Origin of the sequence: Streptomyces sp. NPDC048664 (genome assembly GCF_040650555.1) — a bacterium.
Lineage (GTDB): Bacteria > Actinomycetota > Actinomycetes > Streptomycetales > Streptomycetaceae > Streptomyces.
Window position 1 is genome coordinate 37,793 of the sequence record NZ_JBEZHK010000022.1, and the last position, 22,511, is coordinate 60,303.

The 22,511-nt window shown below is 71.3% G+C and carries 18 protein-coding genes; 2 read left to right on the plus strand and 16 right to left on the minus strand.

The genetic code is table 11. The features are described from left to right. The first annotated feature begins 302 nt into the window (after positions 1 to 302). Positions 303 to 3,434, plus strand: coding sequence for an isoleucine--tRNA ligase (gene ileS / locus AB0C59_RS23095; RefSeq protein WP_363007459.1), 3,132 nt, complete (start codon positions 303 to 305; stop codon positions 3,432 to 3,434). A gap of 237 nt (positions 3,435 to 3,671) precedes the next feature. Here the strand turns inward: ileS and AB0C59_RS23100 are convergent, their stop codons facing one another. The 16 genes from AB0C59_RS23100 to rsmH all read right to left on the minus strand — a co-directional run bounded on the left by AB0C59_RS23100 (position 3,672) and on the right by rsmH (position 21,490). Beyond that, positions 3,672 to 4,877: a DivIVA domain-containing protein gene (locus AB0C59_RS23100; RefSeq protein WP_363007461.1), complete on the minus strand. Its 1,206-nt coding sequence runs from the start codon at positions 4,875 to 4,877 to the stop codon at positions 3,672 to 3,674. A gap of 52 nt (positions 4,878 to 4,929) precedes the next feature. Then, positions 4,930 to 5,220, minus strand: coding sequence for a YggT family protein (locus AB0C59_RS23105; RefSeq protein WP_363007463.1), 291 nt, complete (start codon positions 5,218 to 5,220; stop codon positions 4,930 to 4,932). A 49-nt stretch (positions 5,221 to 5,269) separates the two neighbouring features. Beyond that, the gene (gene sepF, locus AB0C59_RS23110) at positions 5,270 to 5,911 is read right to left on the minus strand and encodes a cell division protein SepF (RefSeq protein ID WP_363007465.1); all 642 of its coding nucleotides are present in this window, start codon (positions 5,909 to 5,911) and stop codon (positions 5,270 to 5,272) included. 128 nt (positions 5,912 to 6,039) lie between these two features. Then, positions 6,040 to 6,759, minus strand: coding sequence for a YggS family pyridoxal phosphate-dependent enzyme (locus AB0C59_RS23115; protein WP_363007467.1), 720 nt, complete (start codon positions 6,757 to 6,759; stop codon positions 6,040 to 6,042). A gap of 6 nt (positions 6,760 to 6,765) precedes the next feature. Next, a complete protein-coding gene (gene pgeF / locus AB0C59_RS23120) occupies positions 6,766 to 7,494 on the minus strand; it encodes a peptidoglycan editing factor PgeF (protein WP_363007469.1) in 729 nt (242 codons plus the stop codon). After that, entirely contained in the window at positions 7,491 to 8,708 is a 1,218-nt protein-coding gene (ftsZ, locus tag AB0C59_RS23125; RefSeq protein ID WP_363007471.1) for a cell division protein FtsZ, read from the minus strand. Before ftsZ ends, pgeF begins: the two co-directional genes overlap by 4 nt. Before the next feature lie 279 nt (positions 8,709 to 8,987). Then, positions 8,988 to 9,773 (minus strand): FtsQ-type POTRA domain-containing protein, encoded by a 786-nt coding sequence (locus AB0C59_RS23130; protein ID WP_363007473.1) that lies wholly within the window; start codon positions 9,771 to 9,773, stop codon positions 8,988 to 8,990. Between the two features lie 22 nt (positions 9,774 to 9,795). Next, positions 9,796 to 10,890 (minus strand): undecaprenyldiphospho-muramoylpentapeptide beta-N-acetylglucosaminyltransferase, encoded by a 1,095-nt coding sequence (gene murG, locus AB0C59_RS23135; protein WP_363007475.1) that lies wholly within the window; start codon positions 10,888 to 10,890, stop codon positions 9,796 to 9,798. 6 nt (positions 10,891 to 10,896) lie between these two features. Continuing rightward, positions 10,897 to 12,243 (minus strand): putative lipid II flippase FtsW, encoded by a 1,347-nt coding sequence (ftsW, locus tag AB0C59_RS23140; RefSeq protein ID WP_363007477.1) that lies wholly within the window; start codon positions 12,241 to 12,243, stop codon positions 10,897 to 10,899. 123 nt (positions 12,244 to 12,366) lie between these two features. Beyond that, positions 12,367 to 13,791, minus strand: a complete 1,425-nt coding sequence (gene murD, locus AB0C59_RS23145; protein WP_363007479.1) for a UDP-N-acetylmuramoyl-L-alanine--D-glutamate ligase — start codon at positions 13,789 to 13,791, stop codon at positions 12,367 to 12,369. Continuing rightward, positions 13,773 to 14,846 carry a phospho-N-acetylmuramoyl-pentapeptide-transferase gene (mraY, locus tag AB0C59_RS23150; RefSeq protein WP_363007481.1) on the minus strand — a complete coding sequence of 358 codons (1,074 nt, stop codon included), beginning with the start codon at positions 14,844 to 14,846 and terminating at the stop codon, positions 13,773 to 13,775. The genes murD and mraY overlap by 19 nt, the downstream gene beginning before the upstream one ends. Beyond that, the gene (murF, locus tag AB0C59_RS23155; protein ID WP_363007483.1) at positions 14,843 to 16,258 is read right to left on the minus strand and encodes a UDP-N-acetylmuramoyl-tripeptide--D-alanyl-D-alanine ligase; all 1,416 of its coding nucleotides are present in this window, start codon (positions 16,256 to 16,258) and stop codon (positions 14,843 to 14,845) included. The genes mraY and murF overlap by 4 nt, the downstream gene beginning before the upstream one ends. 4 nt (positions 16,259 to 16,262) lie before the next feature. Next, positions 16,263 to 17,783 (minus strand): UDP-N-acetylmuramoyl-L-alanyl-D-glutamate--2,6-diaminopimelate ligase, encoded by a 1,521-nt coding sequence (locus AB0C59_RS23160; protein WP_363007485.1) that lies wholly within the window; start codon positions 17,781 to 17,783, stop codon positions 16,263 to 16,265. A gap of 171 nt (positions 17,784 to 17,954) precedes the next feature. Next, a complete protein-coding gene (locus AB0C59_RS23165; RefSeq protein WP_363007487.1) occupies positions 17,955 to 19,919 on the minus strand; it encodes a penicillin-binding protein 2 in 1,965 nt (654 codons plus the stop codon). After that, positions 19,916 to 20,491 (minus strand): septum formation initiator family protein, encoded by a 576-nt coding sequence (locus tag AB0C59_RS23170; RefSeq protein WP_363007489.1) that lies wholly within the window; start codon positions 20,489 to 20,491, stop codon positions 19,916 to 19,918. The genes AB0C59_RS23165 and AB0C59_RS23170 overlap by 4 nt, the downstream gene beginning before the upstream one ends. A 42-nt stretch (positions 20,492 to 20,533) precedes the next feature. Next, positions 20,534 to 21,490 (minus strand): 16S rRNA (cytosine(1402)-N(4))-methyltransferase RsmH, encoded by a 957-nt coding sequence (gene rsmH, locus AB0C59_RS23175; protein ID WP_363007491.1) that lies wholly within the window; start codon positions 21,488 to 21,490, stop codon positions 20,534 to 20,536. A gap of 445 nt (positions 21,491 to 21,935) precedes the next feature. Between rsmH and AB0C59_RS23180 the strand changes: the two genes are divergently transcribed. After that, positions 21,936 to 22,478, plus strand: a complete 543-nt coding sequence (locus AB0C59_RS23180) for a carbonic anhydrase (protein ID WP_363007493.1) — start codon at positions 21,936 to 21,938, stop codon at positions 22,476 to 22,478. Positions 22,479 to 22,511: the final 33 nt, after the last annotated feature.

Consider the following 22,511-nt stretch of genomic DNA (forward strand, 5'->3'; position numbering starts at 1 on the left):
CAGCGTGGATGGGGACGAGTAGCGCCGTACGCAGCCGAGAGCGACCTGGGGACGGTGGAAGCCCAGGGGCGAGCGCGACGCGAAGATCACCCCTGAGCCGCCGGAAGAACGCTTCGGACCCCGGAGCCAGTAGAACCGGCATCGCGACCCCAATGAGGGGGTTCACCGGCGCCACACCGTGCCGGGGGGCCAAGGAGGGTGGTACCGCGGGAGCGCGCCGCACACGGCGTGCGGGGACACGAAGGCAGTCCCCGGTTCTCGTCCCTCCGACGGAAGGCAGCACATCCGCCGGAGGAAGACCGATGACGCAGTATCGCCAGGTGCCCGCCCAGGTCGACCTGCCCGCGCTGGAGCACGCGGTGCTCGACTTCTGGCGCGAGCAGAAGATCTTCGCCAAGACCCTGGAGCAGTCCGAGGGCCGCCCCGAGTGGGTGTTCTACGAAGGCCCGCCCACCGCCAACGGCATGCCGGGCGCCCACCACATCGAAGCCCGGGTCTTCAAGGACGTCTTCCCGCGCTTTCGCACCATGCGCGGCTACCACGTGGGCCGCAAGGCCGGTTGGGACTGCCACGGCCTGCCCGTGGAGCTGGCGGTCGAGAAGGAGCTCGGCTTCAACGGCAAGAAGGACATCGAGGCGTACGGCATCGCCGCCTTCAACGCCAGGTGCCGCGACTCCGTGCTGCGCCACACCGACGCCTTCTCCGAGCTGACCACCCGCATGGGCTACTGGGTCGACCTCGACGACGCGTACGTCACGATGGCCCCCGAGTACATCGAGTCGGTGTGGTGGTCCCTCAAGGAGATCTTCGCCAAGGGGCTGCTGGTCCAGGACCACCGCGTCGCCCCCTGGTGCCCCCGCTGCGGCACGGGCCTGTCGGACCACGAGCTGGCGCAGGGCTACGAGACGGTCGTCGACCCCTCGGTCTACGTCCGCTTCCCGCTCACCTCCGGCCCGCTGGCGGGCGAGGCCGCGCTGCTGGTGTGGACGACCACCCCGTGGACCCTGGTCTCCAACACCGCCGTCGCCGCCCACCCCGAGGTCGCCTACGTCGTCGCGACGAACGGCGAGGAGAAGGTCGTCGTCGCCGAGCCGCTGGTCGGCAAGGCGCTCGGCGAGGGCTGGGAGACCACCGGGCAGACGTTCACCGGCGCCGAGATGGAACGCTGGACCTACCAGCGCCCCTTCGAGCTCGTCGAGTTCCCGGCCGAGGCCCACTACGTGGTGAACGCGGAGTACGTCACCACCGAGGACGGCACGGGTCTGGTCCACCAGTCCCCCGCCTTCGGCGAGGACGACCTCAAGGTGTGCCGCGCCTACGGCCTGCCCGTGGTCAACCCGGTGCGCCCCGACGGCACCTTCGAGGAGGACGTCCCCCTGGTCGGCGGCGTCTTCTTCAAGAAGGCGGACGAGCGGCTCACCGAGGACCTCCAGCAGCGCGGCCTGCTCTTCAAGCACATCCCGTACGAGCACAGCTACCCGCACTGCTGGCGCTGCCACACCGCGCTGCTCTACTACGCGCAGCCGTCCTGGTACATCCGTACGACGGCGGTCAAGGACCGGCTGATCCAGGAGAACGAGCAGACCAACTGGTTCCCCGACACGGTCAAGCACGGCCGGTTCGGCGACTGGCTGAACAACAACATCGACTGGGCGCTCTCCCGCAACCGCTACTGGGGCACCCCGCTGCCGATCTGGCGCTGCGAGGACGACCACCTCACCGTCGTCGGCTCGCGCGCCGAGCTGAGCGAGCTGACCGGCACCGACCAGTCGCAGCTGGACCCGCACCGCCCGTTCATCGACGAGGTCACCTTCGGCTGCCCCGAGTGCGGCAGGACGGCCACGCGCGTGCCGGAGGTCATCGACGCCTGGTACGACTCGGGATCGATGCCGTTCGCGCAGTGGGGCTACCCGTACAAGAACAAGGAACTGTTCGAGTCCCGCTACCCGGCGCAGTTCATCTCCGAGGCCATCGACCAGACCCGCGGCTGGTTCTACACGCTGATGGCGGTCGGCACCCTGGTGTTCGACAAGTCGTCGTACGAGAACGTCGTGTGCCTCGGCCACATCCTGGCCGAGGACGGCCGCAAGATGTCCAAGCACCTGGGCAACATCCTGCAGCCGATCCCGCTCATGGACCAGCACGGCGCGGACGCGGTCCGCTGGTTCATGGCCGCGGGCGGCTCCCCGTGGGCGGCCCGCCGCGTCGGCCACGGCACCATCCAGGAGGTCGTCCGCAAGACGCTCCTGACGTACTGGAACACGGTCGCCTTCCAGGCCCTGTACGCCCGCACGTCGAACTGGGCGCCCAGCGAGGCGGACCCGGCCCCCGCCGACCGCCCGGTCCTGGACCGCTGGCTGCTGTCCGAGCTGCACGCGCTCACCGACCAGGTGACGCAGGCGCTGGAGGCGTACGACACCCAGCGCGCGGGCAAGCTGCTGTCGGCCTTCGTGGACGACCTGTCGAACTGGTACGTGCGCCGCTCGCGCCGCCGCTTCTGGGCGGCCGACAAGGCGGCCCTGCGCACCCTGCACGAGGTGCTGGAGACGGTCACGAAGCTGATGGCCCCGATCACCCCGTTCATCACCGAGCGGGTCTGGCAGGACCTGATCGTGCCGGTCACCCCGGGCGCGCCCGAGTCGGTGCACCTGGCGGGCTGGCCCGAGGCGGACCTGTCCGCGATCGACCCGGAGCTGTCGCGGCAGATGGTGCTGGTGCGCCGGCTCGTGGAGCTGGGCCGTGCCACGCGCGCCGAGTCGGGCGTCAAGACGCGCCAGCCGCTGTCGCGCGCCCTGGTCGCGGCGTCCGGCTTCGAGACACTGGATCGGGAGCTGCACGCGCAGATCACCGAGGAACTGAACGTCGAGGCCATCGCCTCCCTGTCCGAGGTGGGCGGCTCGCTGGTCGACACGACGGCCAAGGCCAACTTCCGCGCGCTCGGCAAGCGTTTCGGCAAGCGCGTCCAGGACGTGGCGAAGGCGGTCGCGAACGCCGACGCGGCGGCCCTGTCCCTCGCGCTGCGCGAGGGCACGGCCGCGGTGGAGGTCGACGGTGAGACGATCTCCCTCGCCCCCGACGAGGTGATCATCACCGAGACCCCGCGCGAGGGCTGGTCGGTCGCCTCCGACTCGGGTGCGACGGTCGCCCTCGACCTGGAGATCACCGAGGAGCTGCGGCAGGCGGGTCTCGCCCGTGACGCGATCCGGCTGATCCAGGAGGCCCGCAAGAACAGCGGCCTGGACGTCTCCGACCGCATCGCGCTGCGCTGGACCGCGACGGAGCCCGCGGTGGTCGCGGCCCTGGCGGAGCACTCCGGCCTGATCGCCGAGGAGGTCCTCGCCACGGACTTCGCCCAGGGCGAGCCGGACGGCGGCTACGGGGAGCCGTTCACCGACGAGGCACTCACCCTCACCTTCCGACTGCGCAAGGCGTAAGGGCCCACGCCCCGTCGCGGCACAGCCCGTGGCGGCGGCACCCGTCGAAGGCCCGGAGCCACCGGAAAAAATCCGGTGGGTCCGGGCCTTCGGCATGGCGTCCGTACGCACAGCCGCTCCCCGTACCGAACAGGTACAGCAGCGCAGGCGAACGCGCGTAGCAAAAGGGCGGGGCCCCGGACCGAAGTCCGGGGCCCCGCCCTGGTGGTGCTGTCGACTACGGCGCGACGACCGCCGTCAGTTGTCGTCCTCGTCGATGAGGAAACCGCGCATCGGCGACGGCGCCTGGCCCATCTGCGAGGGGCCCTGCGGACGCACCGGCGCCATCGGCTGGGTCATCGCCGGGGACATCTGCTGCTGACCGCCGTAGGACGGGGCCGACGGGGCGGGACCGCCACCCATCGTCTGGTTGCCGCCGTACGACGGGGCGCTCGCACCCGCGGGAGCCATCGACGGCGCCGACGGCGACGGCAGGGAAGCCGCGGCCGGGGTACGCGGCGGAGCCAGCGAGTCGTCGGCCTGGGTCTCCAGCTGGCGCAGCTGCGACTCCAGGTACGACTTCAGGCGGGTGCGGTACTCGCGCTCGAAGCCGCGCAGGTCCTCGACCTTGCGCTCCAGCGTGGCGCGGGCGGACTCCAGGGAGCCCATCGCGACGCGGTGCTTCTCCTGCGCGTCCCGCTCCAGGGCGTCGGCCTTGGCTCGGGCGTCACGCTCCAGACCCTCGGCGCGGCTGCGGGCCTCGCCGACGATCTTGTTGGCCTCGGAGCGGGCCTCGGCGATCGCCTGGTCGGCGGTCTGCTGGGCCAGCGAGAGGACGCGCGCGGCGCTGTCGCCACCGGGGCCGCCCTGTCCGGGCATGCCCGGACCGCCCATGGGGCCACCCATGGGACCGCCCATCGGGCCGCCCATCTGCTGCTGCTGCATCGGACCGGGACCCTGTCCCATGGGGCCCTGGCCCATCGGACCCTGCCCCATCGGACCCTGACCCATGGGGCCCTGGCCCATCGGGCCCTGACCCATCGAGCCCTGGCCCATCGGTCCCTGCCCCATCGGGCCGGGACCCTGCGGACCGCCCTGCCCGGCACTGGGACCGGCCGGCAGCTGCGGTGCACCGCTCGGCAGCTGGGGCGGACCACCCATGGGGCCACCCATCTGCTGCTGCGGCGGGCCCGATATGCCGGCGGGCACAGGAGCGCCGGGACCTCGCATGCCCTGCGGGGGCTCCTGCTGCTCCGGGGGCTTGCGCATGTTCTGCTGGTTCTGCGCGGCGGCACGAGTGGCGGCGGCCAGCTTGGCGCGCAGGTCCTCGTTCTCCCGCAGAAGACGGGTCAGTTCGGCTTCGACCTCGTCGAGGAAGGCATCGACCTCGTCCTCGTCATAGCCTTCTCGGAGGCGGACGGTCGTGAACTGCTTGTTCCGCACGTCCTCGGGGGTCAACGGCATCTCTTCACCTCAACGTAGTCATCGGCAGTCGGCAAGACCGTATCGTCCACATTCACCTCGCGAGGTTTCCCACGAGGTTGAGCAGGATGTAGACGATGATCATCAGGACGAAGAAGGACAGGTCGAGCGCCACGCCCCCGAGACGCAGCGGCGGGATGAACCGCCGCAGAAGCTTCAACGGTGGATCGGTGACAGTGTAGGTGGCCTCCAGAACGACCACCATCGCCTTGCCGGGTTGCCATGAGCGGGCGAACTGGAACACGTAGTCCATGACCAAACGGAAAAGCAGCACGACGAGGAAGCACATCAGCACGATGTAGACAACCTCCAGGAACACACCCATGATCCGTGCTTCCCTCTCCCCTGTTCCGCGCTCTCTCCGGTGGTGCTTCTCAGCTCTGGTTGAAGAACCCGCCCTCTGCGATGCGGGCCTTGTCCTCCGCCGTGACATCGACGTTAGCAGGCGACAACAGGAACACCTTCTGCGTCACCCGCTCGATGCTGCCGTGAAGACCAAACACCAAACCGGCCGCAAAGTCGACAAGTCGCTTCGCATCTGTGTCATCCATCTCAGTGAGGTTCATGATCACAGGTGTGCCCTCGCGGAAGTGTTCCCCGATGGTACGGGCCTCGTTGTACGTCCGGGGGTGAAGCGTGGTGATCCTGTACGGCTCTCGTTCGGACACGACCTTGGGCATGATCACCGGCGCGTTCTTCTCCAGGCTCTGGCGTTCTTGTGTGATGGATGACACGGGGGCGATACGCGCCGGCCGCCCGGATTCCGCGGGGAGCGAAGCGGGTTGGACCGCCGGGTCGCGCTGCGCCGGCGGCTGCACCATGCGTACCGATTCGTCCCTTTGAGGCTGAAGCGCTCCATGAGCCGCGTGGGACGGCTCGTGTCGTCTGTGGTCGCGCTCCGGCTCCGGGTCGAGTTCGGGCTCGAAGTCGTCGTCGGGGTCGAATCCCCTGCCGTCGTACCCATCGTCCTCCACGAGGCCGAGGTAGACCGCCATCTTGCGCATCGCGCCGGCCATGCTCTGAGTCCTCCGCTCTGTGGTGGATCGGGTGACGACTGCCAAGTGCCCGCGATCCACGTGGTCGTTATGCCGCCGATCGGCGGTAATGACCATATTTTCTGCTGTGGTCCGACTTCCTGGCGACGTTACCCGAGCCTGGGGCGGACTCCGAGTACCGCCGTACCGACGCGCACATGTGTCGCTCCGGCCGCCACGGCCTGTTCGAGGTCCGCGCTCATCCCTGCCGAAACCATGGTCGCAGCCGGATGGGCTCGGCGCAGGTCGGTCGACAAATCCATCAACCGCTCGAACGCCGCTTGTTGACGACCCTCGTACGCGCCGGCGAGCGGCGCGACGGTCATCAGGCCGTCCAGCCGCAGTCCCGGTGAGCCCGCGACCAGGTCGCCCAACTCTTCGACTCCTTCGGGTGCCACGCCCCCGCGCTCCCCCCGGCCGCCCGCGCCCGCGTCGAGCGCGACCTGGAGCAGGCACCCCACCTCGCGTCCGGCCCGCTCGGCTTCCCTCGAAAGGGCGGTCACGAGCCTGGAGCGGTCGACGGACTGCACGACATCGGCATAACCGACCACGGATCGCACCTTGTTGGTCTGCAACTGACCGACGAAATGCCACGCGAGGGGCAGATCCGAGCAGGCGGCCGCCTTGGGTGCCGCGTCCTGGTCACGGTTCTCGGCGACCGCCCGGACGCCGAGGCCCGACAGGATCCGGACGTCGTCGGCGGGGTAGGTCTTGGTGACCACGATGAGGGTCACCTCCTGACGCGCACGCCCGGCCGCCGCGCACGCGTCCGCGATCCGCTTCTCCACCACCGCGAGATTCGCGGCGATTTCATCCCTACGGTCCGTCATGCCCCATCAGTCCAGCCATACATAGCCGGCGAGCCGACCGGTGGTGCGGTCCCGGCGGTAGGAGAAGTGGTCGTCCGACTCCCGCGTGCACACCGGCGACCCGACCCGGTCGCGCACCCCGAGCCGGTCGAGCTGCGCGTGCACCCCGGCGGTCACGTCGACGGCGGGAGTGCCCCAGCTCGTCTCGGCGTGCGCCGCCGGCTCGACGGCGGCCACCTCGGCGCGCATCGCGTCGGGCACCTCGTAGCACCGGCCGCAGACCGCGGGCCCCGTGCGGGCCACGATCCGGGAGGGCTCGGCACCGAGGTCGACCATCGCGCGCACGGCGGCGGGAACGATCCCGGCCGCCATGCCGGGCCGGCCCGCGTGCGCCGCGGCGACGACACCGGCGACCGGGTCGGCCAGCAGGACGGGGGTGCAGTCGGCGGTGAGCACGGCGAGCGCGAGACCGCGCCGTGTCGTGACGACGGCGTCAACGTGCGGCACCGGGTTTTCACCCCAGGGGGCGTCGACGACCGCCACGTCCGCGCCGTGCACCTGGTTCATCCAGACGACCCGGGCGGCGTCGAGGCCCAGCGACTTCGCCGCCGCGTCCCGGTTGGCACGCACGGCGCCGGGGTCGTCGCCGACCGCGCCGCCGAGGTTGAGTTCCTCGTACGGAGCGGCGCTCACCCCGCCCCACCGGTCGGTGAAGGCGAAGTGCGCGCCGCTCACGGTGTCGCGCTGTCCTATCACTTCAGGAAGTCCGGGACGTCCAGTTCCTCGGCCGCGCTGTCCGAGTAGGTGCGCGACGGCGGGATCGGCGGGGCGACCGGGAGTTCGCCCACCGGCTCCGGGGCGGGCTCGGGCGTCTCCTTGGGGGTGACGCTGCCGAGCGAGCCGAAGGAGGGGCGGTTCTCGGGGGCGGGGCGGGCGGGCGTGGGCTCCTCCCGCCGCGCGGAGGTGGAGGAGGACGACGAGGCGGAGGACGAGCCGAGCACGTTCTCCCGCTTGGCCGGGGGCTGCCCGCCGTCGAACCCGGCGGCGATCACGGTGACCCGCACCTCGTCGCCGAGGGCGTCGTCGATGACGGCGCCGAAGATGATGTTCGCCTCGGGGTGCGCGGCCTCGCTCACCAGCTGGGCGGCCTCGTTGATCTCGAAGAGGCCGAGGTCGGAGCCTCCGGAGATGGACAGCAGCACCCCGCGGGCGCCGTCGATGGACGCCTCCAGGAGCGGGGAGGAGATCGCCATCTCGGCTGCGGCCACCGCGCGGTCGTCGCCGCGCGCCGAGCCGATGCCCATGAGGGCCGAACCGGCCTCGGACATCACGGACTTGACGTCGGCGAAGTCCAGGTTGATGAGACCGGGGGTGGTGATCAGGTCGGTGATGCCCTGGACACCGGAGAGCAGGACCTGGTCCGCCGACTTGAAGGCGTCGAGGACGGAGACCTGGCGGTCCGAGATGGACAGCAGCCGGTCGTTGGGGATGACGATGAGGGTGTCGACCTCTTCACGGAGCTCGGCGATGCCGTCCTCCGCCTGGTTGGCGCGACGGCGTCCCTCGAAGGTGAACGGGCGGGTGACCACGCCGATGGTGAGGGCGCCGAGCGAGCGCGCGATGTTGGCGACGACGGGCGCGCCGCCGGTGCCGGTGCCGCCGCCTTCTCCGGCGGTCACGAAGACCATGTCGGCCCCCTTGAGGACCTCCTCGATCTCCTCGCGGTGGTCCTCGGCCGCCTTGCGGCCGACGGCCGGGTTGGCGCCGGCACCGAGTCCGCGGGTCAGTTCCCGGCCGACGTCCAGTTTGACGTCGGCGTCGCTCATCAACAGAGCCTGCGCGTCGGTGTTGATGGCGATGAACTCGACACCCTTGAGACCGACCTCGATCATCCGGTTGATGGCATTGACACCACCGCCGCCGACACCGATGACCTTGATGACTGCGAGGTAGTTCTGCGGTGCTGCCACGTCGAAGGCCTCTCGCCTCGATTTACGTTGCCGTCGTTGGGCGGGTGCCCCGCGCCACGAAGACAGATGCCGATTGGGACGGTCCGAACGCCGACCCGAACCCTAACCCTGAAGTTTAGGGTTACCAGTGTGACTGTTCCTTGGACTCTTCCGAACAGGACACTAAGTCGACAAGTGGCGCACGTTCAACGAACACGCCGAACCTCCCGTTTTTCTTTTCACCCTATGTGATCAGCCGTAGCGCCGCTAAATCAGGGTGCTGGCCTGCGCGAACGAGCGTCAACTCCCCGCTGACGCGGGGGCGCTGGGGACACTCACGTCGAAGTGGCGGGCGTCAGGGGCCGCTTTCATCAGGGCGGTGAGCGTGACCGCCTTCGCCCGGCCCTTCTCCTCGCTCCCCCACAGCACGGTCCGCCCGCGGCCCAACTCCAGCGAGACGGAGTCGTAGGAGCCGGCCTTGACGGTCCTGAGGTCGCGGGTCACGGCGGCGGGCAGGTCCTGGGTGATCCTGGCCGCGGCGCGCAGCAGCCGCTCGGCGGTGAACCGCCGGCCCGCCTCGGACCGGCCCTGTGTCAGCTCCACCCGGGGAACGCCCTGGAGAGGCCTCGCGAGCGTCGCGAACCGCACGCCCTCCCGGTCCACTTCGTCGAACTTTCCGCCGTGCCCCAGGAGCAGAACCGGCCTGCGCTCGGTCACTCTCAGCTCGATTCCGTGCGGCCACGAGCGGTCGGCGGACACGGAGTCGACGCGGGGAAGCCGGTGGCGCACCCGCGCCTCGATCTCCCCCGTGTCGAGGGAGACCAGCGGCGTACCGGGCGCGACACCGGCCGCCTCGCGCACCTGTGCCGCCGTCAGCACCCGCGTCCCGGAGACGGAGATGTGCCGTTCCCTGAGCCACGGGGAGCCGTACAGCAGCCAGATGACGCCGCCGGCCACCAACGTCACCGCGGCGGAAGAGATGATGAGCCTACGAGAGCGGGGCAGCCGCCGAGGACGGGGCGGCCGGGGCGGACCGGACACCGGCTTCTGCCGTCTGCCGCGCTCGGCGGTGGTGGGTCCGGCCACGCTCCCTGCCTTCCCTCATGCGTCACTGGTGATGGCGTGAGGCGATCGCCTCGTACACCATGCCGACGAGCAGGTCGTCGGCGTCCCGGCGGCCGAACTCGCTCGCGGCGCGGGACATCTCGTACAACCGGTGCGGATCGGCGAGCACCGGGACGACGTTGTGCTGGACCCACTCGGGCGTGAGCTCGGCGTCGTCCACCAGCAGGCCACCGCCGGCCTTGACCACCGGCTGCGCGTTCAGCCGCTGTTCACCGTTGCCGATGGGCAGCGGGACGTAGGCGGCGGGAAGCCCGACGGCGGAGAGCTCGGCGACGGTCATCGCGCCCGCGCGGCAGAGCATCAGGTCGGCCGCGGCGTACGCGAGGTCCATCCGGTCCACGTACGGTACCGGGATGTAGGGCGGCATTCCCGGCATGTGCTGCACGCGCGGCAGTTCGTTCTTGGGGCCCACCGCGTGCAGGATCTGGATGCCGCACTGCTGGAGGTAGGGGGCCACCTGCTGGACGACCTCGTTGAGCCTGCGGGCGCCCTGCGAGCCGCCGGAGACCAGCAGCGTCGGCAGGTTCGGGTCGAGCCCGAACGCGGCGCGCGCTCCCGGGCGTACGGCGGCGCGGTCCAGGGTGGCGATGGAGCGGCGCAGCGGGATGCCGATGTAGCGGGCGCCGCGCAGCTTGCTGTCCGGGGTGGAGACGGCGACCTGGGCCGCGTAGCGCGAGCCGATCTTGTTGGCCAGCCCGGGGCGCGCGTTGGCCTCATGGATGACGATGGGCACACCGAGGCGCTTGGCGGCGAGGTAGGCGGGCAGCGCGACATAGCCGCCGAAGCCGACGACGGCGTCCGCCTTGGTGCGCTCCAGGATCTGCTCGGCCGCCTTGATCGTGCCGCGCAGCCGCCCGGGGACCGTGATCAGCTCCGGCGTGGGCTTGCGCGGCAGGGGGACCGCCGGGATCAGCGCGAGGTCGTAGCCCCGCTCGGGTACGAGCCGGGTCTCCAGGCCGCGCTCCGTGCCCAGGGCCGTGATCCCCACGGTCGGGTCCTGCCTGCGCAGGGCGTCCGCGAGGGCGAGCGCGGGCTCGATGTGGCCGGCGGTCCCCCCACCGGCGAGTACGACATGCACCGAAATTCACCGCTCTCCGGACGAACGCGCCGCCGAGGCACGCCGTCTCATCGTGTTCCATCTCCGAGGCCCCCGAGGGCCTCCCGCCCGCTTTCTACCAAAGCGAGGTTGCCGCATCGCAAGCGCCGCCCGCGCACCGGGCTCGTCGCGCGCGAAGGCGATCAGCAGCCCGATGGCGAACATGGCCGGCAACAGGGCGGATCCCCCGTAGGAGAACAGCGGGAGCGGGACGCCGGCGATCGGCAGCAGGCCGAGCACCGCCCCGATGTTGATCACCGCCTGGGCGATGATCCAGGTCGTCACGCCTCCCGCGGCGTACCTCACGAAGGGGTCCTCCGTGCGTCCGGCCACGCGGATACCCGCATAGCCTAGAGCCGCGAAGAGGGCGAGCACCGACAGCGTCCCCACCAGACCCAGTTCCTCGCCGGTGACGGCGAAGATGAAGTCGGTGTGCGCTTCGGGGAGTTGGCCCCATTTTTCCACACTCGCACCGAGGCCGGAACCGAAGATACCGCCGGAGGCCAGGGCGTAGATGCCGTGCACGGCCTGCCAGCACTGGTCGCCCTGGCCCGGGTCGGTGGCACCGATGCAGTTGAGCCGGGCCAGCCGGTGCGGGCTGGTCTTGATGGCGATGGCGCCGAGCACCACGGCGATGCTCAGCACGCCGGTGAACAGCCGGGTGGGGGCGCCGGCCAGCCAGAGCAGCCCGAAGAGGATGGCGGTCAGGATGATGGTGGTGCCCATGTCGCCGCCGAGCATGATCAGCCCGAGCAGCAGGAACGCCATCGGGACCAGCGGGACCAGCATGTGCTTCCACTGGGTCAGCAGGCGCTTCTCCTGCTTGCGCGCGAGCAGGTCGGCGCCCCACAGCACGAGCGCCAGCTTGCCGAACTCGCTGGGCTGGATCTGGAAGGAGCCGCCGAGCGAGATCCAGTTCTGGTTGCCGTTGACGGCCACCCCTATCCCGGGCACCTGGACCAGGGCCATCAGGACGACCGCCGAGGCCAGGATCGGGTAGGCGAGCGCCCGGTGCAGCCTGACCGGCATCCGCGAGGCCGCGAACAGCAGGACGGCGCCGATGCAGGCCGCGAGGAACTGCTTGCGGAAGAAGTACGACCCGGGGAGCGACATCTGCAGCGCGGTGATCTGGGAGGCCGAGTAGACCATCACCAGGCCGAGCACGGTGATCAGCAGACTGCCACCGAAGATCAGATAGTAGGCGGTCAGCGGGCGGTCCCAGGCCCGGCGCGCCCGGGTGACGATCCTGGTGAGGGAGTTGTCACGACGCGGACGGGAGCCCGAGGGACGGCGTTTGGGGGCGCGCTGGAGGGCGCCGCTACCGGAGGCCACCACTCACCCCGCCCCACCGTGGAAGAACGGCGCCCGTTCGGGCACCCGCCGGCGACACCCCGGCCACATCCGAGTCACGCGTCCCTCCAAGGGTCCCGGAGCACCCGCCGTGGCCGCAATCCGCCGTCAGGCGCCCGCGCCGAGTTCGCGAACCGCCTCGGCGAACGCGTCCCCGCGCTTGTTGTAGTTCGCGAACATGTCCATGGACGCGCAGGCGGGCGCCAGCAGCACCGTGTCACCGGGCCGCGCGAGCTCCTGTGCCGCCCGCACGGCCGCACGCATCGCCCCAGTGTCGGTCCGGTCGAGGTCGACCACGGGGACCTGAGGGGCGTGTCGCACCAGGGCTTCGCGGATGAGCGCGCGATCGGCGCCGATCAGGACGACGCCCCGCAGCCGCTTCGCCGCACCGGCGACCAGCTCCTCGAAGTCGGCGCCCTTGGCGAGGCCGCCCGCGATCCACACGATCGACTCGTACGCCGCCAACGAGGCACCGGCCGCGTGGGTGTTGGTCGCCTTGGAGTCGTCCACCCAGGCGACCTGGTCCACGTCGGCCACGTGCGCGATGCGGTGCGCGTCCGGGGTGAAGGCGCGCAGGCCGTCCCGTACGGCGCTCGCGGGCACCCCGTAGGCGCGGGCCAGGGCCGCCGCGGCAAGGGCGTTGGCGATGTTGTGCGGGGCCGGCGGACGGACGTCCGAGACCTCGGCCAGCTCCTGGGCGTTCTTCTGCCGGTTCTCCACGAAGGCGCGGTCGACCAGGATGCCGTCCACGACACCGAGTTGGGAGGGCCCCGGGGTGCCCAGCGTGAAGCCGACGGCCCGGCAGCCCTCCTCGACGTCCGCGGCGCGCACCAGGTCCTCGGTGGCCTTGTCGGCGACGTTGTACACGCACGCCACCCGGTTGCCCTCGTAGATGCGGCCCTTGTCGGCGGCGTACGCCTCCATCGAGCCGTGCCAGTCGAGGTGGTCGGGGGCCAGGTTGAGCACGACGGCGGAGTGCGCGCGCAGCGAGGGCGCCCAGTGGAGCTGGTAGCTCGACAGCTCGACCGCGAGGACGTCGTAGCGCTCCTCGCCGAGGACCGCGTCCAGCAGCGAGACGCCGATGTTCCCGACGGCCGCCGTGCGCAGGCCCGCCGCCTCCAGGATGGCGGCGAGCATCTGCACGGTGGTGGTCTTGCCGTTGGTGCCGGTGACCGCGAGCCAGGGGGCCGCGTCGGGGCCCCTGAGCCGCCAGGCCAGCTCCACGTCGCCCCAGACCGGGACGCCCGCCTGCGCGGCGGCCGCGAACAGGGGCTTGTCGGGCTGCCAGCCGGGGGCGGTGACGATCAGGTCGGTGCCCTCGGGCAGGGAGGCGCCGTCACCGAGGCGGACGGTGATCCCGAGCGCCCGCAGCTCCTCGGCCTGCGCCCGGGACCGCTCGTCGTCCCCGTCGTTGACGACGGTCACGAGCGCGCCGAGCCCGTGCAGCACCTTGGCCGCCGGGATGCCGGAGACGCCGAGTCCCGCGACGGTGACGTGCTTTCCCTGCCAGTCGGTCACTTCTCTGCTGCCCATCCCGCGTAGAAGATGCCAAGACCCACGATGACGCAGATGCCCTGAATGATCCAGAAGCGGACCACGACGAGGACTTCCGACCAGCCCTTGAGTTCGAAGTGGTGCTGGAGCGGGGCCATCCTGAAGACGCGGCGGCCGGTGAGGCGGAACGAGCCGACCTGGATGACCACCGACATGGTGATGAGGACGAAGAGGCCGCCGAGCAGGGCGAGCAGCAGCTCGGTGCGGGAGCAGATCGCGAGGCCGGCGAGCGCGCCGCCCAGGGCCAGCGAGCCGGTGTCGCCCATGAAGATCTTGGCGGGCGAGGTGTTCCACCACAGGAAGCCGAGGCAGGCGCCCATCAGCGCGGAGGAGACCACCGCGAGGTCGAGCGGATCGCGTACCTCGTAGCAGGCGGCCGGGTTGGTCAGGGTCTGCGCGTTGGCGCAGGACTCCTGGAACTGCCAGACGCCGATGAACGTGTAGGCGCCGAAGACCAGCACGGAGGCACCGGTGGCGAGGCCGTCCAGACCGTCGGTCAGGTTCACGCCGTTCGACATGGCGAGGATCATGAAGATCGCCCAGACCACGAAGAGCACCGGGCCGATGGTCCAGCCGAAGTCCTGCACGAAGGAGAGCTTGGTGGAGGCCGGGGTGTTGCCGCGCGCGTCGGCGAACTGGAGGGCCAGCACCGCGAAGGCCACACCGACGGTCAGCTGTCCGGCCATCTTCGCCTTGGCCCGCAGACCGAGCGAACGCCGCTTGACGATCTTGATGTAGTCGTCCAGGAAGCCGACCAGGCCCATGCCGCCCATCAGGCCGAGCACCAGCAGCCCGGAGAACGTCGGCGGCTTGCCCGTGATGACCTTCGACAGGAAGTACGCGGCGATGGTCGCCAGGATGAAGGCGATACCACCCATGGTCGGCGTACCGCGCTTGGCGTGGTGCTCGCGCGGGCCGTCGTCACGGATGTACTGGCCGTAGCCCTTGCGGGCCAGCAGCTTGATCAGCAGCGGGGTGCCGATCAGGGTGAGGAAGAGGCCAATGACTCCTGCGAACAGGATCTGCTTCATCATCGGGCGGCAACCTCACCCTCGGTACCGCTCTCCAGCAGCGCCTGCGCGACGCTTTCGAGCCCGACCGACCGGGACGCCTTCACGAGCACGACGTCTCCCGGGCGCAGCTCGCTGCGCAACAGGTCGACCGCCGCCTGTGCGTCGGACACGTGCACCGACTCCTCACCCCACGAACCCTCGTTATATGCGCCCAGTTGAAGCCAGGACGCTTCCCTGCCCCCGACCGCGACGAGCTTGCTGACGTTGAGCCGGACGGCAAGCCGCCCGATCGCGTCGTGCTCGGCGAGCGCCTCGTCCCCGAGCTCGGCCATCTGGCCGAGCACCGCCCACGTCCGGCGTCCCCTGCCCATTGCCACGAGTGCGCGCAGTGCGGCCCTCATGGACTCGGGGTTCGCGTTGTAGGCGTCGTTGACGACCGTCACGCCGTCCGGCCGCTCGGTGACCTCCATACGCCAGCGGGAGAGGGAGCCCGCCTCGGAGAGCGCGAGGGCGATCTCTTCCGCGGACATGCCCAGCTCATGGGCGACGGCGGCCGCGGCGAGCGCGTTCGACACGTGGTGCTCACCGTACAGGCGCATGGTCACATCGCTGCACCCGGAGGGTGTGCGGAGGCTGAAGGCAGGCTGTCCGGCGTCTGTGAGCCGCACGTTCTCGGCCCGTACGTCCGCTTCGCCGGATTCCCCGAACAGCAGCACCTTGGCCTTCGTGCGGGACGCCATGGCCCGTACGTAGGGGTCGTCGGCGTTGAGGATCGCGACGCCGCCGTCGGCCTCGGCGGGCAGGCTCTCGACCAGCTCGCCCTTGGCCTGGGCGATCTGCTCCCGGCCGCCGAACTCGCCGATGTGGGCGCTGCCGACGTTGAGCACGAGCCCGATCCTCGGCGGCGTCAGACCGGTGAGGTAGCGGATGTGGCCGATGCCGCGGGCGCCCATCTCCAGCACCAGGAAACGGGTTTCCTCGGTGGCGCTGAGCGCGGTGAGCGGCAGCCCGATCTCGTTGTTGAAGGAGCCGGGCGTCCACACCGTCGGCGCCTGGCGCTGGAGCACCTGGGCGATGAGGTCCTTGGTGCTGGTCTTGCCCGCGGAGCCGGTGAGGGCCACCACCGTCGCCCCGAGCCGCCGGACGACATGGCGTGCCAGGGCGCCGAGCGCGCTCTGCACGTCGTCCACGACGATCGCGGGCACGCCGACGGGGCGGGACGCCAGGACGGCGGCGGCACCCGCCTGGACGACCGCGGGGGCGAAGTCGTGCCCGTCCACCCGCTCGCCGGTGAAGGCGGCGAAGAGGCTGCCGGGCACCACCTCGCGGGAGTCCCGTACGACGGGCCCGGTGACGAGGACGGACGGGTCCGGTATGTCATGCATCTGCCCGCCGACTGCTGCTGCGATCTCGGCGAGGGAGAGGGCGATCACAAGTTCATCCCTGGGTGTTCTGGATTGCTTCGCGAAGCACCTGGCGGTCGTCGAAGGGACGGACCACTCCGGCGATGTCCTGGCCCTGCTCATGGCCCTTGCCCGCGACCAGCACGGTGTCCCCGGGTCGCGCGCGGGCGACGGCGGCGGCGATGGCTGCGGCACGGTCCTCGAAGACCTGCACCTCGCCGCGTTCGTGCGCGGGCACGGACGCCGCGCCCTGGAGCATGGTGGCGAGGATCGCGAGGGGGTCCTCGGAGCGCGGGTTGTCGGAGGTCAGTACGGCCGTGTCGGCGAGCCGGGCCGCCGCGGCGCCCATCGGCTCCCGCTTGGTGGTGTCGCGGTCGCCGCCGCAGCCGAGCACGATGTGCACCTTGCCCTCGGTGACCTTGCGCAGCGCCCGCAGCACGGATTCGACGGCGTCGGTCTTGTGGGCGTAGTCCACGACCGCGAGATAGGGCTGTCCGGCGTCCACGCGCTCCAGGCGGCCGGGGACGCCCGGCACGGCCGCGACGCCGTCGGCGGCGGTCTGCGGGTCGACGCCGGCCGCGGCGAGGGCGACGATCGCGGCGAGGGTGTTGGCCACGTTGAAGGGGCCGGGGAGCGGGGACCTCGCGGAGATCCGCTCGCCCTTCGGGCCGAGCACGGTGAACGTGGAGTCCATCGGCCCGACCTGGACGTCCTCGGCGCGCCAGTCGGCGTCGGGGTGGCCCTCGGCCGAGTAGGTGACGACGGGGACGGAGGCGTCCTTGACGAGCCTGCGGCCGTACTCGTCGTCGTGGTTGACGACGCCGGCCCGGCTGCGCCGGTCCGTGAACAGCTGCGCCTTGGCCTGGTAGTAGTCCTCCATGCCGGAGTGGAACTCCATGTGCTCCGGGCTGAGGTTGGTGAAGACGGCGATGTCGAAGACGCAGCCGTCGACCCGGCCGAGGACCAGCGCGTGGCTGGAGACCTCCATGGCGACCGCCTCGGCCCCGCGCTCACGCATGAGGCCGAACAGCGCCTGGAGGTCGGTGGCCTCGGGCGTGGTGCGCTCGGACTTGACCCGCTCGTCGCCGATCCGCATCTCCACGGTGCCGATGAGCCCGGTGCTGCGGGTGGTCTTCAGACCGCCCTCGACGAGGTAGGCCGTCGTCGTCTTGCCGGAGGTACCGGTGATGCCGATCTGGAGGAGGTCGCGGCCGGGGTGGCCGTAGATGGTGGCCGCCAGCTCGCCCATCACCGCGCGCGGATCCCTCACCACCAGGACCGGAAGCCCCGTGGCGGCGGCGCGCTCCTGGCCCGCCGGGTCCGTCAGCACGGCGACGGCGCCGAGACCGGCCGCCTGGGTGACGAAGTCGGCGCCGTGCGCGCGGGCACCGGCGAGGGCGGCGTACAGGTCACCGGGGCGGACGGCGCGCGAGTCGTGGGTGATGCCCGTGACCTCGGCGGTGTCGGCCGGTGCGGTGACACCCAGCTGATCCGCGAGGTCCGCGAGGGGGGTGGCGGGAGCGTGGACCGGTCGTGGCGGTCCCGGGTATGTCACGGAAGCGCCCTTCTGGGTGGTGGGGGACTGATCAGCGTGTGGCACGGCGGTGAGCGTACCGGGCGTGGCGGGGGTGGGGCGAAAGGAGGGCCGGGGCGAGGCGTGGTTCCCGGGGCCCGGGGTGATCGTTGTCACGAGTTGTTTCCTGGTCGGTCGTTCCCGTGGTGCCGGTCATGGCGTGAACGTGACGGGCAGCTTGGCGGGGTCGGCGCCGGTGGGCGGGACCTGGAGGGTCTTCAGGGCGAACTCCATGACCTGTTTGAAGATGGGGCCGCAGATCTCGCCGCCGTAGTAGCTGCCCTTGGTGGCGTTCTGGATGGCGCAGTAGACGGTGACGCGGGGCTTGTCGGCGGGGGCGAACCCGGCGAAGGAGGACGTGTAGCCCCGGTACTTGCCGGTGGCCGGATCCACACGGTTGGCCGTACCCGTCTTCCCCGCCACCCGGTAGCCGGGGATGCGCGCCTTGGCGCCGGTGCCCTGCCCGTCGTCCACGACGGACTCCAGCATCTGCGCGAGGGTCTTCGCCGTCCGGTCGCTGACGACCCGGGTCTCCTCGGGCTTCGGCGTCGGCGTGAACCGCCCGTCCGGGCCCTTGGTGCCGCGCACCAGGGTGGGGGCGACGCGGACGCCGCCGTTGGCGATGGTCGAGTAGACCGAGGCGGCCTGCAGGGCGTTGATGGAGAAGCCCTGGCCGAAGGGGATCGTGAACGCCTGCGAGGTCGACCACTTCGCGGGCGGCGCGAGGATGCCCGGCGTCTCGCCCGGGAAGCCCAGTCCGCTGGGACTGCCGATGCCGAACCGGCGCAGGTACGAGTACAGGACCCGGTTGGCCTCGTCCTGCGTCCTGCCCAGCTGCCCGGTGGCCAGGATGGTGCCGATGTTGCTCGACTTGGCGAGGACGCCGTTGAGCGTCAGGTACCAGGTCGCGTGGTCGACGTCGTCCTGGAAGAGGCGGTCGCCGCGGTGCAGCCGGTTGGGCACGGTGACATGGGTCAGCGGCGTGGCGACGTTCTCCTGGAGCACGGCGGCCATCGACATCAGCTTGGCGGTGGAGCCGGGCTCGTAGGCGTCCTGGAGCGCCGCGTTGCCGAGCGCCGAGGAGCTGGCCCTGGACAGGTCGTTCGGGTCGAAGCCGGGCGAGTTCGCCATGGCCAGGATCTGCCCGGTCCGGGTGTCCTGCACGACCACGTAGCCGCGGTCCGCCTTGGACGCGCGCACCTGCTCGCTGATGGCGTTCTGCGCGGCCCACTGGATGTCGCGGTCGATGGTCAGCTCGACGTCGGAGCCGGCCACGGCCGGTGTCTCGGCGGAGCCCGCGGTGGGCACGAGACGGCCGCCGGACTGGGCGTAGCGGATCTTGCCGTCCCTGCCGGCCAGTTCCTCGTTCAGCAGCTGCTCGATGCCGCCACCGCCCTTGCCGTCGGCGTTGACCCAGCCCAGTATCCCGGCGGCGAGCTCGCTGTTGGGGTAGACGCGCTTGGTGGTGGGCTCGGCGAGGACCCCGGCCAGGACGTTGACGGTCGTCCGGTCCGTCCTGGCCTTGGCGGCCAGCGTGCTCCTGAGGTCCTTGATCTGGTTCCAGGCCTGCGGGGTCTGGCGGTGCGCCAGCAGGACGTAGCGGGTGCGCGGGGTCCTGAGCCTCTTGGCGAGGGTGGCGGTGTCCTGGCCGATCATCGGGGCGAGGAACGCGGCGGCCTGCTCGGGCGCGTCGGGGATCCCGGTGGCCTTCTGGGTGAACAGGGTGGGGTCGGCCGTGATGTCGTACGCGTCCACGCTGGTGGCCAGTTCGACGCCGTCGCGGTCGGTGATCTCGCCGCGTTCGGCGGCCAGGGTGCGGCCCACGTACCGGTTCAGGTCGGCCTTGGCGGTGTAGGTGCTCGCGTCGACGGCCTGCACCTGGAGCAGCCGTACGACGAAGGCGACCAGGGTCAGGGTCAGGGCGAGGCTGATCATGCGCAGCCGGGGGCGGGGGCTGCCGAGCCGGATGGTGCGCGCGGCGGCGCCGGCGCGGGCCGGGACCGGGCGGGGCGCGGGACGGGCGCCGGGGCCCGTGCGGCGCCGGGGGTCGGGACGCGCCGGGCGCGCGGGGCCGGGCACTCGGCGGCGTGGGGGTTCCCGGTCGGACACTTCCGTCACCTGCCAGGGGTCGTGGAGGGGGGTGCGGAGGGGGTGGGGCGGGAGGGCGCGGGTGCGGACGGTGCGGTGCGGGACGGCGCCGGCGAGGGGGCCGGCGGCGTCAGCGGGCCGGTGACCGCGTTCGTGCCCGGGGAGGGAGCGAGCACCAGCAGCGGGGTGAGGACCTCGGGCGCGGCCGTGGCGGTGGTCCGCGCGGCGGGCTGTCCGGGGGCGGGTGAGGGAACGCCCTTGACGGTGCCGTCGGGGTTCAGGAAGGCGGGGTCGCCGCCGGGGACCATGCCGAGGTCCTGGGCGCGGCGCTGGAGCGCGTCGGGGGCCGCGTAGCCGTCCACGTCCCGCTGGAGGGCCTGCTCCTCGTCGGTGAGGCTCTTGTTCTGCCGTTGCAGGTCGTCGAGCCGGAAGGCCCCTTCGCTGAGCGCCGAGTTCAGCACGAGGAGCCCGATCAGTCCGCCGCCGAGCAGCAGCACCACGAGCAGGACGAAGGGGGCGCGGGCGGCGCCGCCGCGGGCGCCGCCGGGAATCAGCCGGGCGAGTCGCGCGGCCCGCCCCTTGAGCTCGGGTTTCGTGCTCACTCGCCCTCCCCTTTCGTCCGGCTCACTGGGCGTCCTTCCGGCTCACTCGGCGTCCTCACGGATCCTCTCGGCGCCGCGCAGGCGCGCCGGGGCGGCCCGGCGGTTGTCGGCGACCTCCTCCTCGGAGGGAAGTTCGGCACCGCGGGTGAGGAGCTTGAGCCGAGGCTGGTAGCGCTCGGGGACGACCGGGAGTCCGGGCGGTGCGGTGTTCGCCGCCCCGGCCGCGAACACCTGCTTGACCAGGCGGTCTTCGAGGGAGTGGTAGGAGAGCACGGCGATCCGGCCGCCGACGGCGAGCGCCTTGACCGCGGCCGGGATCGCCTCCTCCAGGACGGCGAGTTCACCGTTGACCTCGATGCGCAGCGCCTGGAAGGTGCGCTTGGCCGGGTTGCCGCCGGTCCGCTTGGCCGCCTGCGGCAGCGCGTCGCGGATCAGCTCCACCAGGCGCGCGCTGTTCGTGAACGGCTCCTTCTCGCGCTCGCGCACGATCGCGGACACGATCCGCTTGGCCTGCTTCTCCTCGCCGTAGGCGCGCAGGATCCGTACGAGTTCGCCCGGCGGGTAGGAGTTGAGGACCTCGGCGGCGCTCATGCCGGTCGTCTGGTCCATGCGCATGTCGAGCGGGGCGTCCTGCGCGTAGGCGAACCCGCGGTCCGCCTCGTCCAGTTGCATGGAGGACACGCCGAGGTCGAAGAGGACTCCCTGGACCCGGGGCAGGCCCAGCCGGTCCAGGACGGCCGGGAGTTCGTCGTAGACGGCGTGCACCAGCGTCGCCCGCTCCCCGAAGGGGGCGAGCCGCTCCCCGGACAGGCGCAGCGCCTCCTTGTCGCGGTCCAGCGCGACGAGACGGGCCTCGGGGAAGCGGGTGAGCAGGGCCTCGCTGTGGCCGCCGAGCCCGAGGGTGCAGTCGACCACGACGGACCCCGGCTCGGCGAGAGCCGGGGCCAGCATGTCCAGGCACTGCCGGAGCATGACGGGCACGTGTCGGCTCTGACTCAAGGGGGCCTCTCAGATCCGGCGCGGCCGCCTCGTACGGCCGAAGCGGCCTTCCTGGACGCCCCGCGAAGGGGAGGCCCGCCGGCGCCGGAAGGGTCAGCCGGCCGGGAAGGAGGGGACCGGGCCGTACGTACGCGCCGCGCACGCGGGGAGAAACCGGCGTACCGCTGGTCTCTTCGGGTGAACAGTGAGCGGGTGAAGCGTCTCGTCTCCCGCTTCGCGTCACTTTAGTCCACCCCCTCGCGCGGTCAATCAACCGGCCCGCGACCGGGCGGCGCGTCGCGCGACCGGCATCGCGCCACCCGGACGAGGGGGGCGATGCGGGCGGATTCGTCCGTCCGGCGGACACCGACCACTCCTGTGGGGTACGTCACACCAAGCACCTGTCGTGTTCTTTGTCCACTCTCACAGCGGGCCGGGATCGCCTGTGACCAGTAACGTCATGGGTATGACGACTTCCGCATCCGTTCCCGCCGGCCCCGAAGGCGCCATACACGGCTCCGTCACCGAGCGGCTCGTAGAGGCCAACCAACGTTATGCCGCCGCGTTCTCCGACCCCGGGATGGACGCCCGTCCCGTGCTGCACGTGGCGGTCGTGGCGTGCATGGACGCCCGTCTCGACCTGCACCGCGCCCTCGGGCTCGAACTGGGCGACTGCCACACCATCCGCAACGCGGGCGGCGTCGTCACCGACGACGTCATCCGCTCCCTCACCATCAGCCAGCGGGCGCTGGGCACCCGCAGCGTCGTGCTGATCCACCACACCGGCTGCGGTCTGGAGTCCCTGACCGAGGAGTTCCGGCACGACCTGGAGATGGAGGTCGGCCAGCGTCCGGCCTGGGCGGTCGAGGCCTTCCGGGACGTCGAGCAGGACGTGCGCCAGTCGATGCAGCGGGTGCGGACCTCCCCCTTCCTGCTGCACACCGATGACGTGCGCGGCTTCGTCTTCGACGTGAAGACGGGCCTGCTGACGGAGATAGACCCCGCCTAGCGCGGTACGGCCCGCTCCCCCGGGACCGCGACA

Coding starts and splice junctions, on each gene's coding strand:
- AB0C59_RS23115 (WP_363007467.1), bottom strand. CDS start 6,759: ATGACGGACCGTAGGGATGAAATCGCCGCGAATCTCGCGGTGGTGGAG.
- AB0C59_RS23100 (WP_363007461.1), bottom strand. CDS start 4,877: ATGCCGTTGACCCCCGAGGACGTGCGGAACAAGCAGTTCACGACCGTC.
- mraY (WP_363007481.1), bottom strand. CDS start 14,846: ATGATGAAGCAGATCCTGTTCGCAGGAGTCATTGGCCTCTTCCTCACC.
- ileS (WP_363007459.1), top strand. CDS start 303: ATGACGCAGTATCGCCAGGTGCCCGCCCAGGTCGACCTGCCCGCGCTG.
- AB0C59_RS23180 (WP_363007493.1), top strand. CDS start 21,936: ATGACGACTTCCGCATCCGTTCCCGCCGGCCCCGAAGGCGCCATACAC.
- sepF (WP_363007465.1), bottom strand. CDS start 5,911: ATGGCCGGCGCGATGCGCAAGATGGCGGTCTACCTCGGCCTCGTGGAG.
- AB0C59_RS23105 (WP_363007463.1), bottom strand. CDS start 5,220: ATGGGTGTGTTCCTGGAGGTTGTCTACATCGTGCTGATGTGCTTCCTC.
- murD (WP_363007479.1), bottom strand. CDS start 13,791: ATGGGCAGCAGAGAAGTGACCGACTGGCAGGGAAAGCACGTCACCGTC.